A 13,724-nucleotide genomic window follows, 5' to 3' on the forward strand; every position below is an offset into this window, starting at 1 on the left:
TGGGGCGAGGGGATTGTTCCGAGCCTAAATTATTTTACGTGCGCCCTTCAGGACAGGATCCTGCTGCAGCTGTTTCCACGCTGCCATGACGGCCTCGGGGAATTCAACGTGAGCAATATAATCCCGCCCGGCCGGGCCATAGCCGTTGGCGTCGTCATACAGTCGCGGCAGCTCCCCCATAACCAGTGAAAGGTAACGGTCAACGGACCACAGCCCGGTGTGGCCCTCGCTGAATTCCACGCCCTCGTTACCGTTTTGCAGCGTCGGCGTAAACCCGGGATGGCTGACCCACTGCGGCGAAATGGGCTCATCACGACACACGCGGGCAAACGTCGCCATCGTGCGGCGCTGCATCGTCGGATCCTGCACCACCAGCACCCGCCCGGTCGTTCGATGATGCTGTTTCAGCATGTTCCAGCTAAAACGCGCGTTTTCACCGCAGTTGGTGGAGCGATCCTCAACCCACAGCTGCGCCTCGGGGATCTGCCAGAACGCCCGCGCAATGTCGGCAAGAATGCTCGCTTCGGCCCGCCCGGTGACCGGTACGGTGTGGTAACGCGGATGATTACCAATGGCGGTATATAAAAAGGGGGTCGAATGGCCGATGCCGCCGCTGATCAGAAGCGGTACATCTCTCTGGGCGGCAATACGGCAGGCCGCATCAATGGTGGGGATCACCGCGTTTCCGGCCAGAATCACCGCATCGACTTCCGGGCTCGGACGGGTCGCGCTCAGGTCGTCCTGCGCCAGCCATTCACCGACAGTATTGAAAGCCGCCAGCGTGGCATCCGCCAGAACGGGAAAATGGGCCTGAACCATGGTGATCTCCTCACGTTGTTGAAGCGCCGAATTTATCATTTTTCTGAAATAACCAGAAACATCCAAAAATCATCGGGTTGCACCTGCCTATTATGCTTTTGATTTCCAGCCCTACAAAACATTGTATTGTGCAGGCGGCATGAAAAAGCACCCAACGCTGCTTATTTCGCCGTGATCTGACCAGTTTTATCCCCCCTGCGCTTGCCAAAGACAACATCCAACCCTAAGTTGCTTAACAATTTCACAACCTTTTTTATCATCACAGGTTGCACCTGAAGCGCGCCAGGTGACACCTCTCTCATCATCAACGTGGCGGGGTTTCAGGTCATGACAGAACATGAAAGTACGACGACGGTGTTACGTAAAAATAAAAAGGTGTTAATCGCCAGCCTTACCGGGAGCGCCATTGAATGGTTTGACTATTTTCTCTACGGTACGGCGGCCGCGCTGGTCTTCAATAAGATCTTTTTCCCGATGGTCGATCCGGTGATCGGACTCATCCTCTCTTATCTCTCTTTCTCATTAACCTTCTTTATTCGCCCCATTGGCGGGGTACTTTTCGCCCACATCGGCGACCGCATCGGACGTAAAAAAACCCTCGTGCTGACCCTCTCTTTGATGGGAGGTGCAACCGTTATGATTGGCCTGCTGCCCACGTATGAGATGATTGGCCTGTGGGCGCCTGCTCTGCTGATCCTGATGCGCATCATTCAGGGGATGGGCATCGGCGGTGAATGGGGCGGCGCGCTGCTGCTGGCCTATGAATACGCGCCAGAAAAACGTAAAGGCTTCTTCGGCAGTATTCCGCAGGCGGGCGTCACCATCGGCATGCTGATGGCAACCTTTATCGTGTCGCTGATGACCCTGTTCAGCGAGGAGGAATTTCTCTCCTGGGGCTGGCGCATCCCGTTCCTGCTGAGCTCGGTACTGGTGTTGCTCGGCCTGTGGATCCGCAAAGATATTGACGAAACGCCCGATTTTCAGAAAGTGAAAGCGTCCGGTCAGGTAGCGAAGGCCCCGCTGCGCGATACGCTGAAACATCACTGGCGTGAAGTGTTGATTGCCGCCGGTTTGAAGGTGGTTGAAACCGCGCCGTTCTATATTTTCTCGACCTTCGTGGTGAGCTATGCCACCAGCACGCTGACGTATCAGAAATCGCAGGCGCTGGAAGCCGTGACGCTGGGAGCCCTGGTGGCGACCATTATGATCCCGCTAATGGGGCTGCTCTCCGATAAGGTAGGCCGTCAGCGCATGTACGCAATCAGCGTCTTCGTGCTGGGCCTGTTTATCGTACCGTGGTTTATGCTGCTCAATACCGGCACCACGTGGGGTATCGTGCTCGCGACGGTCATCGCCTTTGGCGTGTTGTGGGCCCCTGTCACGGCGGTACTCGGCACGCTGTGCTCTGAAATCTTTAGCGCAAACGTGCGCTACACCGGCATTACGCTCGGCTATCAGCTGGGTGCCGCGCTGGCAGGCGGTACCGCGCCGCTGATTGCCACCGGCCTGCTGGCAAAATACGACGGCGACTGGGTGCCGGTGGCCTGGTATCTTGCCGTCACGGTGACCATTTCTTTAATCGCGATTTTCTGCGCCAGCCGCGTTAAGCGCGCCACTCTCATCCAGGCGCAGCCCGAACGTCTCTGACCCTTCCCGGCCCGTCCTGCGGGCCGCTCTTTTTCCTTAAATTTCCCTTCACCATTTGATTAACATGCGTAAATCATATTCACTTGAATTATCATTTGCGGGAGTCGTAGAATCGCTAGCCCGCTAATTATTCAATCATTTCTAAGGTAAACGACGTTATGCGCCTGCCCGAACGCGACCCTTATGCTCCTCGCGAGTGGCAGCCACATGAGAAACCCGCCCTGCTGGGTTCGCCCTCCACGCCCGAACACAGTACGCCAAAACGCATTGCCTATGGCGTCGTGGGCCTGCTGGTCTGCCTGACGGGAGCGCTGGGGAATGCGGTGGTAACCGCCAACCTGCAAAATTTGCAGGGGACCTTCGGCGCCTGGTCAACCGAAATCGCCTGGCTGCCCGCGGTTTATGTGATGACCAACATCTCCATCAACCTGCTGCTGGTTAAATTCCGCCAGCAGTACGGCCTGCGCGCCTTTACGGAAGGTTTTCTGGTGCTGTACGTGCTGGTCACCTTTTTCCACCTGTTCGTTAACGATCTCAGCTCGGCGCTGATGGTGCGCGCCGCGCACGGCATGGTGGCCGCCGCGCTCAGCTCGCTGGGGATTTACTATCAGATCCAGGCCTGGCCTGCGAAGCACCGCCTGAAGGCACTGACCATCGGCATCACCGGATCGTCGCTCGCCATCCCGCTGGCCCGCCTGTTTTCAACCGAGCTGCTGCAGCTGGACGAGTGGCGCGGGCTCTATTTCTTCGAGCTGGGACTGGCGCTGATCTCCCTGGCCTGCGTCATCGCCTTAAAACTACCACCGGGCGACCGGCGCAAGGTCTTTGAGAAAAAAGACTTTATCACCTTCTTTTTACTGGCCCCCGGGATGGCCCTGCTCTGTGCCGTCCTCTCTCTGGGCCGCCTTGACTGGTGGTTCGAAGCGCCGTGGATCGGCTGGTCGCTGGCGCTATCGCTGGTGCTGATTGTCGCAGCCATCGTCTTTGAACATAACCGCAGCAACCCGCTGCTGAACACCCGCTGGCTGTCGAGCGGCAGCATCGTCCGCCTGGGGCTGATTATGCTGCTGATCCGTATCGTGCTGGCCGAGCAGAACACCGGCGTCATCGGCTGGCTGCAGTACGTGGGCTTACAGAACGAGCAGATGACGCACCTTGCGTGGTCCATTTTCGCCGGTATCGTCTGCGGGATTGTCACCAGCTGTCTCACCATCAAGCCGACGAAACTGGCGTGGCCAATCATCACGTCTCTGGCGCTGATGATTGTTGCCTCGCTGCTGGACAGCCAGTCCAACAACCTGACCCGTCCGGATCAGCTGATGGTAAGCCAGTTCCTGCTGGGCTTCGGCAGCGCCTTCTTCCTGGCGCCCGCTATGCTGGCCGCCATTGGCGGGGTGATCGCCGACCCGCGTAACCTGGTCAGCTTCTCGGTGATGTTTGGCATGAGCCAGAACCTGGGCGGCCTGCTGGGCTCCGCGATCCTCGGCACCTTCCAGACCTGGCGCGAGAAATACCACTCCAGCCTGCTGGCGGACCAGCTCACCACGCTCAACCCGCTGGTCAACGAGCGAATTCAGCTTTATACCCAAATGTACAAAAGCCTGATTGGCGACAGCGCGCTGCTGGGAACCCAGGCGATAACGCAGCTGCAAACGGTCACCGCGCTGGAGGCGAATATTTTGGCTTATAACGATACTTATCTGCTGACGGCGAGCATCGCTGCCGCCACGCTGGTCTGGATTTTATGGCGCTTGCTGCGCCTGCGCATCACTGCCCGTCTGGCGCTGAAGAACGCCACCGGCAACAAATAATTGAAAGAGTTCTGGAGAGTTTATGAGTCAGCAGGATGCCGCCAAAGAGCAGGCCAACACCCGCAAAAATGTGCGCATTGTTTCCGTTTTCACCGCCGCCGCCATCGGTATTGTCGGCGTGCTGGTGATCCTTTATGCGTGGCAACTCCCGCCGTTCACCCGTCACGCGCAGTTTACCGATAACGCCTACGTGCGCGGCCAGACGACGTTTATCAGCCCGCAGGTGAACGGCTATATCACCGAGGTGAAGGTTCAGGACTTTGTGCAGGTCAAAAAAGGCGATCTGCTGCTGCAGATCGATGACCGTATCTATCGTCAGCGGGTGCATCAGGCAGAGGCGCAGCTGGCGATGAAAATTGCCGCCCTGAATAACAACCTGCAGCAGCGTAAAAGCGCCGAAGCAACGATCGCCAAAAATGACGCCGCGCTGAAAAATGCCCGCGCCCAGAGCCTGAAAAGCCAGGCGGATTTAAAACGGGTGAAAGAGCTGACGGCGGACGGCTCGCTTTCCATTCGCGAGCGCGACGCCGCGCTGGCCAGTGCCGCTCAGGGCAGCGCCGACATCGACCAGGCGAAAGCCGCCCTTGAGATGTCGCGTCAGGATCTGCAGACGGTGATTGTCAATCGCGGTGCGCTGGAAGCGGATGTTGAAAACGCCAAAGCAGCGCTGGAACTGGCGCAGATTGACCTGCAAAACACCCGCATTGTGGCGCCGCGTGACGGCCAGCTCGGCCAGATCGCCGTGCGTCTCGGGGCCTACGTGACCGCCGGAACCCATCTCACCACCCTGGTGCCGCCGCAGCACTGGGTCATCGCCAACATTAAAGAGACCCAGCTCGCGGAGCTGCGCGTCGGCCAGCCGGTGAAGTTCACCGTTGATGCCCTGAACAACAAGGCGTATCAGGGGCGCGTGGAGAGCATCTCTCCGGCGACCGGGGTTGAATTCAGCGCCATCACGCCGGATAACGCCACCGGGAACTTTGTCAAAATTGCCCAGCGTATTCCGGTGCGCATTGAGGTGCTCGGTAAGCCAGAAGATTCCGCGCTGCTGCGTCCGGGTATGTCGGTGCAGGTAACCATTGATACGCGGGAGGCGAAGCAATGATCCTTCGCCCGATAGCCGCGCTGGTGGTGGCGGTCATGCTGGCCGGATGCCAGTCCGTTGACGTCAAACCGGCACAGCCGACGCTGCACATCCCCACCCAGTGGCGCACCGTCTCCGGCCCTGCCAGCCCGACGGAGCAGCTCTGGTGGCGTAATTTCCATGACAACCACCTGAGCCGCTATGTGGATCAGGCGCTACAGCACAACAGCGACGTGCTGATCGCCCGCGAACGGATAAACGAGTATCAGGCGCGGGTCTATGCGGCCGACGGCAGCCTGTTTCCCTCCCTCGACGCGGGCGTAACCGGGACGCGCGCCCGTTCACAATCCGCGGCGACCGGGCTGCCGGTTTACGGCACATTGTACAAAGGGAGCCTGACGGCAAGCTATGACGTGGATATCTGGGGCGTCAACCGCAGCACCTCGCGCGCTGCCGAAGCTACGCTTGCGGCGCAAAAAGCCGCCGCCGCGGCCGCGGATTTGACCGTCGCCTCGTCTGTGGCATCCGGGTATGTCACCCTGCTCTCGCTTGACGAGCAGCTGCGGGTGACCGAGTCCACGCTGAAATCGCGCGAAGAGGCGTTTAACCTTGCGAAGCGTCAGTTTGAGACGGGCTACAGCTCGCGCCTGGAGCTGATGCAGTCGGATTCCGAACTTCGCTCAACGCGGGCGCAGGTGCCCGTGCTGCAGCACCAGATTGCACAGCAGGAGAATGCCCTCAGCCTACTGCTGGGAAGCAACCCGGGCGACCTGGCGCGTAGCGAAAGCTTTGCAGCACTGACGCCGCTAACGCTGCCGTCGCAGCTGCCTTCTACGCTGCTGAACCGCAGGCCGGATATCGTCCAGGCCGAACGCCAGCTGGTGGCGGCGGATGCCTCGCTCGCGGCGTCGCGCGCCAGCCTGCTGCCGTCGATCAACCTGACCGCCAACGGTTCGGTTCAGGATCGCACCCTTTCCGGCCTGCTGGACAACCCGCTCCAGCTCTGGAGCGTCGGAGGCAGTATCCTTGCCCCGCTGCTGAACCGCCAGGCGCTGAATGCGCAGGTGGACATTTCCCAGTCCCAGCGAAACCAGGCGCTGTACGCCTATGAAAAGACCGTGCGTAACGCGTTTGCCGAAGTGAACAACAGCCTTGATGCGATTACGCGCTATCAGGAACAGCTGACGGAGCTGCTTGCCCAGCAGGATGTGGCCCAGGAGACGCTGCGCATTGCGCAGAATCGCTATCGCAACGGTTATTCCTCCTATCTTGACGTGCTGGACGCGCAGCGCACGCTGTTCTCGGTCCAGACCAGCGTCGTGCAGGTGAAAAATAACCTGCTGCTGGCGCAGATTGATTTGTATAAAGCGCTGGGCGGCGGCTGGGTCAGTGCCTGAAAACCTGCCCGGTGGCGCTTCGCTTACCGGGCCTACATTTCGCCCCGTAGGCCGGGTAAGCGAAGCGCCACCCGGCGTTTATTCCTCAGCCCTGTAAGCCGGGTAAGGCGTAGCCGCCACCCGGCAATCCCCACAAGGAGTCAATCTATGCAACAACAGTGGTCTGCAGTTGATAATTTCATGATTTCTTCGCTTATTCCTGACGATGACGTACTGAATCAGGTGCTGGAAAACAACAAACGCGCCGGGCTGCCTGAACATGATGTCGCGGCTAATCAGGGGCAGCTGCTGGCGCTGTTCGTGCGCATGACGCAGGCAAGACGCATTCTTGAGATCGGGACGCTGGGTGCCTACAGCTCAATCTGGATGGCGCGCGCGCTGCCGCCGGACGGTAAGCTGATTACGCTTGAGGCCGATCCCACGCATGCCCGCGTTGCGCGCGAGAATATTCAGCTTGCGGGGTTAAACGAACGCATTGAATTAATTGAAGGCCCGGCGCTGAGCTCGCTGGAGAATTTCGGCGAGGTTCCGCCGTTCGACCTGATCTTTATTGATGCCGATAAGCCGAACAATCCCGGCTATCTGGAATGGGCGCTGCACTACTCCCGCCCCGGTACGGTAATTATCGGCGATAACGTGGTCCGTGATGGCGAAGTCATTAACGGCCAAAGCGACGACGCGCGCGTGCTGGGCGTGCGGCGTTTTATTGAGATGATGGGCGATAACCCGCGCTTAACCGCCACCGCGCTGCAAACGGTGGGGATTAAGGGATGGGATGGGTTTACGCTGGCGATTGTAGAACGATAACCAGCCGGGTGGCGGCTTTGCCTTACCCGGCCTACATTTCGCACTCGTAGGCCCGGTAAGCGCAGCGCCACCGGGCAAGGGTTTAACCGGAAATCTGCTCCATCGCCTGAAGGATACGCTTATCCGAAATCGGATACGGCGTACCGAGCTGCTGGGCAAAGAAGCTGACGCGCAGCTCCTCGATCATCCAGCGGATAGCCTGCACGTCTTCATCGTCGCGGCGCGCTGGCGGCAGCTTGTTCAGCCACTGCTGCCACGCCTGCTGCACGCTCTCCACTTTCAGCATCTGCGCGCGGTCGCGGTGCGGGTCGATAGCCATCTTCTCCAGCCGTTTTTCAATCGCCTGCAGATAGCGCAGCGTATCGCCGAGACGGTTGAAGCCGTTGCCGGTGACAAAGCCGCGGTAAACCAGCCCCGCCATCTGCGCCTTCACGTCCGACAGCCCCAGCGCCATGGTCATATCCACGCGCCCTTTCAGACGCTTGTTGATATTGAACACGGTGGTGAGGATCTGCTCGACCTGTTTGGCAATCTCCACCACGGTGTCGTTCAGCTCCGCGCGCACCTTTTCATGAAGCTGAGCAAAGCCCTCTTCCGTCCAGACCGGGCCGCCCGCCTCGTGGATCAGTTTGTCCACGCCGCAGGAGATGCAGTCGTCAATCAGATCCAGCACCTTGCCGTACGGGTTAAAGTAGAGCCCCAGCTTGGCCTTGTTCGGCAGCTTCTCGTGCAGATACTTGATCGGCGAGGGGATGTTGAGCAGCAGCAGGCGACGCAGCCCGCGCCACATCATCTGCTGCTGTTCCTGCGGGTTATCAAACAGCTTGATCGCCACGCTGTCGCGCTCGTCCACCAGCGCAGGCCAGGCCTTGACCTTATAGTTACCGCGCTTCTGCTCGTAGCTCTCCGGAAGCTGGCCAAAGCTCCAGATGTGCAGCCCGCTCTGCTCGATGCCGTCGTCGGCCACCGCAGAGAGCGTCTCCTGGACTTTGCCTTTCAGCGCCTCTTTCAGTTCGCCGAGCGAACGCCCTTCCTGCAGCTTTTTGTTTTTATCGTCCACCACGCGGAAGGTGATTTTCAGGTGATCGGGCACCTGATCCCAGTTCCAGTCGTCGCGGTCGATGGTGGTGCCGGTCATGCGGCGGAACTCGCGCTCCAGCGCGTCCAGCAGCGGCAGCTCCAGCGGCGTGACGCGGCCCAAAAACGCTTCCGCGTAGTTTGGCGCAGGCACAAAGTTGCGGCGCACCGGTTTCGGCAGAGATTTGATCAGCGCAATCACCAGCTCGCGGCGCAGGCCGGGAATTTGCCACTCGAAACCGCTCTCGTCCACCTGGTTTAACAGCGGCAGCGGAATGTGGACGGTCACGCCGTCCGCGTCTGCCCCCGGCTCGAACTGATAGGTCAGCCGCAGCTTGAGGTTGCCCTGATGCCAGAAGTTCGGGTAGTCGAGCTTGCTGACCGACTCCGCCCCCTCTTTAATCAGCATGCTCTTTTCGAAGTTGAGCAGGTCCGGCGTCTCTTTGCTGGCCTTCTTCCACCAGCTGTCGAAGTGGCGGGCGGAAATCACATCGTGGCTGATGCGCTGGTCGTAAAACTCGAACAGCGCTTCATCGTCCACCAGAATGTCGCGGCGGCGGGACTTGTGCTCAAGTTCCTCCACTTCCGCGCGCAGCTTCAGGTTTTCGCGGAAGAAGGCGTGGCGCGTCTGCCAGTCTCCCTCCACCAGCGCGTGACGGATAAACAGCTCGCGGCTGAGCGCCGGATCGATCTGGCTGTAGTTGACCTTGCGCGCGGCGACCACCGGCAGGCCGTAAACGGTCACTTTTTCGGTCGCCATCACCGCGCCCTGCGCGCGCTCCCAGTGCGGTTCACTGTACGAGCGCTTAAGCAAATGCTGCGCCACCGGTTCGACCCATTCCGGATCGATACGGGCGGCAATGCGTCCCCACAGGCGGCTGGTTTCTACCAGCTCGGCAACCATGGTCCATTTCGGCGGCTTCTTGAACAGGCCGGAACCGGGGAAGATGGCAAAACGGGCGTTGCGCGCGCCGGTATACTCCTGCTTCTCGGCGTCCTTCATCCCAATGTGGGACAGCAGGCCGGTCAGCAGCGCGATATGGATTTCGCGGTACTCCGCCGGTTCGCTGTTCACCGGAATGCCCAACTCTTTCACCACCTGGCGAAGCTGGGTATAGATATCCTGCCACTCGCGCACGCGCAGGTAGTTGAGGAAATCCACCCGGCACTGGCGGCGGAACTGGTTCGAAGAGAGCGCCTTCTGCTGCTCGCCGAGGTAGTTCCACAGGTTCACGAAGGCGAGGAAATCGGACTCTTTGTCGTGGAAGCGACGGTGCTTTTCGTCCGAGGCCTGCTGTTTGTCCATCGGACGCTCGCGCGGATCCTGAATGGAGAGCGCCGAGGTAATGATCATCGCCTCGCGCACGCAGCCGTGCTTTTGCGCTTCCAGCACCATGCGCGCCAGACGCGGGTCGACCGGGAGCTGGCTGAGCTGGCGGCCCAGCGGCGTCAGCTTATAAACCGTCGCCTGCTCGTCGGTGGTAATCGCCCCGAGCTCTTCCAGCAGACGCACGCCGTCCTGAATGTTGCGTTTATCCGGCGCTTCGACGAACGGAAACGCCGCGATGTCGCCCAGCCCCAGGGCGGTCATCTGCAGGATAACGGACGCCAGGTTGGTGCGCAGAATTTCCGGGTCGGTAAACTCCGGGCGCGACAGGAAATCGTCTTCGGAATAGAGACGAATGCAGATCCCTTCCGACACGCGGCCGCAGCGGCCCTTACGCTGGTTAGCAGAAGCCTGAGAGACCGGCTCAATCGGCAGCCGCTGAACCTTGGTGCGGTAGCTGTAGCGGCTGATGCGCGCCGTGCCCGGGTCGATCACGTATTTAATGCCCGGCACGGTGAGCGAGGTTTCCGCCACGTTGGTCGCCAGGACGATGCGGCGTCCGCTGTGCGGCTGGAAGACGCGGTTCTGTTCGCTGTTGGACAGGCGGGCATACAGCGGCAGGATCTCGGTGTGGCGCAGGTCGCGCTTGCTGAGCGCATCGGCGGTGTCGCGGATTTCGCGCTCGCCGCTCATGAAGATCAGAATGTCGCCCGCGCTTTCGTTGCCCAGCTCGTCAACGGCGTCGAAGATGGCCTGCAGCTGGTCGCGCTCGGTATCGTCCGCCTCTTCTACAATCGGGCGATAGCGCACTTCAACCGGATACGTGCGTCCCGACACCTCAATAATCGGCGCATTGTTGAAGTGCTTCGAGAAGCGTTCCGGGTCGATGGTCGCGGAGGTGATGATAACTTTCAGATCCGGGCGACGCGGCAGCAGCTCTTTCAGGTAGCCGAGCAGGAAGTCGATGTTCAGGCTGCGCTCGTGCGCTTCGTCAATGATGATGGTGTCGTACTGCATCAGCAGGCGATCCTGCTGAATTTCCGCCAGCAGAATACCGTCGGTCATCAGCTTGACCATGGTGTTATCGCTCACGTGGTCGCTGAATCGCACCTTGTAGCCGATGCAGCCGCCCGGCTCCGTCTGCAGCTCTTCGGTAATACGGTTGGCAACGGTGCGCGCCGCCAGACGACGCGGCTGGGTATGGCCAATCAGGCCTTTGATCCCGCGGCCCAGCTCCATACAGATTTTCGGCAGCTGGGTGGTTTTCCCCGAACCGGTTTCACCCGCGACAATCACCACCTGGTGGTCGCGTACGGCCTCAAGAATGTCCTGTTTCTTCTGGCTGACGGGCAGGTTTTCCGGGTAGGTAATCGCCGGGCGCGCAGCTTCGCGCAGCACAACCTTCCCTGCCGCCTGTTCAATCTCTTTCGCCATCTCCTGGTAAATGGCCTGTTGAGCATCAGGATTTTTAACCTTCTTGACGCCGTGCAGACGGCGGGCGAAGCGCTGTTTGTCGCGCAGCGTCAGAGAATCGAGCTGTTGCAGGAGCATCGGGAAGGTGAATTTTTGTTGTTCTGTCATAGCGTTAAAGGGCAGTACACGCCCTGATAAACTCTCTTTTTAATGATTGCTATAGAGTACCACACTGACGCCTTTCGTGCCTTATTCAAAAAATTCGAACATAGGCTTCGATATATTGCGCTATCTCTGTGGCAGGATTGTGAATAGAGTGTCAACAAGCAACGGGGCAACCCCCTTCAATCAAATGCAACAACAGGAATCACCCATGAGCAAAGTATTAGTTTTGAAATCCAGTATTCTGGCAGGGTACTCTCAGTCTGGTCAGCTGTCTGATTACTTCGTTGAACAGTGGCGTGAACAGCATTCTGCTGACGAAATCACCGTGCGTGACCTGGCTGCAAACCCCATTCCTGTGCTTGATGGCGAGCTGGTTGGCGCGCTGCGCCCAAGCGATGCGCCGCTGAGCCCGCGTCAGCAGGAAGCGCTGGCCCTGTCCGACGAGCTGATTGCTGAGCTGCAGGCGCATGACGTCATCGTCATCAACGCCCCAATGTACAACTTCAACATCCCAACCCAGCTGAAGAACTACTTCGACCTGGTGGCGCGTGCTGGCGTAACCTTCCGTTACACCGAGAACGGCCCTGAAGGTCTGGTAAAAGGCAAACGCGCTATCGTGCTGACCAGCCGCGGCGGTATCCACAAAGATACCCCAACCGACCTGGTTGCGCCGTACCTGAGCCTGTTCCTGGGCTTCATCGGTATCACTGACGTGAACTTCGTGTTCGCGGAAGGTATCGCTTACGGTCCGGAAGTGGCGACCAAAGCGCAGACCGACGCGAAAGCCGCCATCGACAGCCTGGTAGCCGCGTAAGATTTCCCCCTCTCACCGCCCGGTGGGAGGGTTTTTCTTTTCCCCCGCATTTCGTTATCATCCGCTCCCACTCTCCAGCCGGGCGGCCTGATGTCTGCGATCATTGATTCTTTTATTGCCCCACCGTGTCACGATGACATTCAGATCCTCTGGCAGGATGAACATCTGCTGCTGATCGACAAGCCTTCCGGCCTGCTCAGCCTCTCAGGCAAAAATCCGCAAAACCTCGATTCCGTCCACTATCGTCTGGTTCAGGCGTTCCCGGGCTGCACGCTGGTGCACCGTCTGGATTTTGGCACGTCCGGGCTGATGGTGGTTGCGCGCAATAAGGCCATTAACGCGGCACTGTGCCAGCAGTTTAGCCAGCGCAGCGTGGAGAAAGTATACAGCGCCCTGCTTTGCGGCCACGTGGAAAATGATGAAGGGGTTATTGATGCACCGATTGCCAAAGACCCGGCGCTGTTTCCGCTGATGTCGATCTGCGCCATTACCGGTAAACCCGCCCGCTCCCGCTACAAGGTCGTGGAACGGTTTTATCAGGGGGCGGGATTACCGTTAACGCGGGTGAAACTGATCCCGGAGACCGGGCGAACCCATCAGTTGCGTATTCACTGCCAGCAGCTGGGGCATCCGATTCTGGGTTGCGATCTGTATGGCGGTCTTGACGTGCCGGGCGCTGAAAACGCGCCCCGGCTGATGCTGCATGCCAGCGAGCTGAATTTTATTCATCCCGCGAGCGGCGAGCCGGTTAACGCCCGCCACGCCGTCCCTTTCTAAATGTGGTTTACCACATCAAATCGTCAGGGATTTTGAAGTCCGCGTACGGATCGTCTTCGTCCTGCTCTTCCTGGCTGAGCGCGCTGTTTAACACGATGCTGTCGGCATCGCGCTGGGCAATTTTATCGGCCACTACCGCCGGGATAATCGCGTATTCACAGTCGCCGCTGGCGTTGATGACCAAGCGGGCAATCGCCAGACGGCCGTTGATCAGCTGAGCCTGGGTTTGCTTGTCCACCTCGATTTTTTTGATCAGATTACCGTCGGTGAAGTTAAAGGTAATGTTACCCCTTGAGACGGTGATGCGGTTCATCTCGATCAGTTGCTTCACCTGCGCCTTAAACTCTTTCGCCAGCACGGCCTGCTTCTGCTGCTCGCTCAGCAGCTTGTCACGCTCGATCTGCGCCTTCTTGTTCTCTTCTACCGCTTCCCGAGCCTCACGCGCCTGAACGCGTGATTTCTTTGCCGTGCGCTGCACTTTCGCCGCTTTCTTGCTGCTGACGAGGCCCGCTTTCAGCATCTGCTCTTGTAAGGTGAGTTTTGTCATGATTATTTCTAAACCGGTTGGAAATTTTGGGGATTATAG

At 59.1% G+C, this 13,724-nt stretch carries 10 protein-coding genes; 7 read left to right on the forward strand and 3 right to left on the reverse strand.

The genetic code is table 11. The features are described 5' to 3' along the window. Positions 1 to 24: 24 nt before the first annotated feature. Positions 25 to 819, reverse strand: a complete 795-nt coding sequence (locus AA74_RS0104010) for a YdcF family protein (RefSeq protein ID WP_025911239.1) — start codon at positions 817 to 819, stop codon at positions 25 to 27. 327 nt (positions 820 to 1,146) lie between these two features. Between AA74_RS0104010 and AA74_RS0104020 the strand changes: the two genes are divergently transcribed. The 5 genes from AA74_RS0104020 (at position 1,147) to AA74_RS0104040 (ending at position 7,565) form a co-directional block, all read left to right on the forward strand. Then, complete coding sequence (locus AA74_RS0104020) at positions 1,147 to 2,466, forward strand: MFS transporter (RefSeq protein ID WP_025911241.1); 1,320 nt, start codon at positions 1,147 to 1,149, stop codon at positions 2,464 to 2,466. 158 nt (positions 2,467 to 2,624) lie between these two features. Further along, on the forward strand, positions 2,625 to 4,277 hold the full coding sequence (locus AA74_RS0104025; RefSeq protein WP_008502308.1) for an MFS transporter: 1,653 nt from the start codon (positions 2,625 to 2,627) through the stop codon (positions 4,275 to 4,277). Between the two features lie 22 nt (positions 4,278 to 4,299). After that, complete coding sequence (locus AA74_RS0104030) at positions 4,300 to 5,382, forward strand: HlyD family secretion protein (RefSeq protein ID WP_025911245.1); 1,083 nt, start codon at positions 4,300 to 4,302, stop codon at positions 5,380 to 5,382. Continuing rightward, the gene (locus tag AA74_RS0104035; protein ID WP_025911247.1) at positions 5,379 to 6,758 is read left to right on the forward strand and encodes an efflux transporter outer membrane subunit; all 1,380 of its coding nucleotides are present in this window, start codon (positions 5,379 to 5,381) and stop codon (positions 6,756 to 6,758) included. The genes AA74_RS0104030 and AA74_RS0104035 overlap by 4 nt, the downstream gene beginning before the upstream one ends. A 147-nt stretch (positions 6,759 to 6,905) precedes the next feature. After that, complete coding sequence (locus tag AA74_RS0104040; protein WP_008502311.1) at positions 6,906 to 7,565, forward strand: O-methyltransferase; 660 nt, start codon at positions 6,906 to 6,908, stop codon at positions 7,563 to 7,565. A gap of 82 nt (positions 7,566 to 7,647) precedes the next feature. Here the strand turns inward: AA74_RS0104040 and hrpA are convergent, their stop codons facing one another. Then, positions 7,648 to 11,550: an ATP-dependent RNA helicase HrpA gene (gene hrpA / locus AA74_RS0104045; RefSeq protein ID WP_025911249.1), complete on the reverse strand. Its 3,903-nt coding sequence runs from the start codon at positions 11,548 to 11,550 to the stop codon at positions 7,648 to 7,650. Between the two features lie 205 nt (positions 11,551 to 11,755). On the opposite strand from hrpA, the gene azoR reads away from it, so the two are divergent. Then, positions 11,756 to 12,361, forward strand: a complete 606-nt coding sequence (azoR, locus tag AA74_RS0104050; protein WP_008502313.1) for an FMN-dependent NADH-azoreductase — start codon at positions 11,756 to 11,758, stop codon at positions 12,359 to 12,361. A gap of 90 nt (positions 12,362 to 12,451) precedes the next feature. Continuing rightward, positions 12,452 to 13,138: an RluA family pseudouridine synthase gene (locus AA74_RS0104055; protein WP_025911252.1), complete on the forward strand. Its 687-nt coding sequence runs from the start codon at positions 12,452 to 12,454 to the stop codon at positions 13,136 to 13,138. A gap of 7 nt (positions 13,139 to 13,145) precedes the next feature. Here AA74_RS0104055 and AA74_RS0104060 read toward each other — a convergent pair whose 3' ends face one another. After that, the gene (locus AA74_RS0104060; protein ID WP_023327414.1) at positions 13,146 to 13,685 is read right to left on the reverse strand and encodes a DUF2058 domain-containing protein; all 540 of its coding nucleotides are present in this window, start codon (positions 13,683 to 13,685) and stop codon (positions 13,146 to 13,148) included. Positions 13,686 to 13,724: the final 39 nt, after the last annotated feature.

The sequence above is a fragment of the Enterobacter sp. 5-4 genome (assembly GCF_000612205.1).
Taxonomy (GTDB): Bacteria; Pseudomonadota; Gammaproteobacteria; order Enterobacterales; family Enterobacteriaceae; genus Enterobacter; species Enterobacter roggenkampii.

Bases quoted from the DNA above. Each gene is read 5' to 3' on its own strand.
- hrpA (WP_025911249.1), bottom strand. From the start codon at position 11,550: ATGACAGAACAACAAAAATTCACCTTCCCGATGCTCCTGCAACAGCTC.
- AA74_RS0104060 (WP_023327414.1), bottom strand. From the start codon at position 13,685: ATGACAAAACTCACCTTACAAGAGCAGATGCTGAAAGCGGGCCTCGTC.
- AA74_RS0104035 (WP_025911247.1), top strand. From the start codon at position 5,379: ATGATCCTTCGCCCGATAGCCGCGCTGGTGGTGGCGGTCATGCTGGCC.
- AA74_RS0104055 (WP_025911252.1), top strand. From the start codon at position 12,452: ATGTCTGCGATCATTGATTCTTTTATTGCCCCACCGTGTCACGATGAC.
- AA74_RS0104010 (WP_025911239.1), bottom strand. From the start codon at position 819: ATGGTTCAGGCCCATTTTCCCGTTCTGGCGGATGCCACGCTGGCGGCT.
- AA74_RS0104030 (WP_025911245.1), top strand. From the start codon at position 4,300: ATGAGTCAGCAGGATGCCGCCAAAGAGCAGGCCAACACCCGCAAAAAT.
- AA74_RS0104025 (WP_008502308.1), top strand. From the start codon at position 2,625: ATGCGCCTGCCCGAACGCGACCCTTATGCTCCTCGCGAGTGGCAGCCA.
- AA74_RS0104020 (WP_025911241.1), top strand. From the start codon at position 1,147: ATGACAGAACATGAAAGTACGACGACGGTGTTACGTAAAAATAAAAAG.
- azoR (WP_008502313.1), top strand. From the start codon at position 11,756: ATGAGCAAAGTATTAGTTTTGAAATCCAGTATTCTGGCAGGGTACTCT.
- AA74_RS0104040 (WP_008502311.1), top strand. From the start codon at position 6,906: ATGCAACAACAGTGGTCTGCAGTTGATAATTTCATGATTTCTTCGCTT.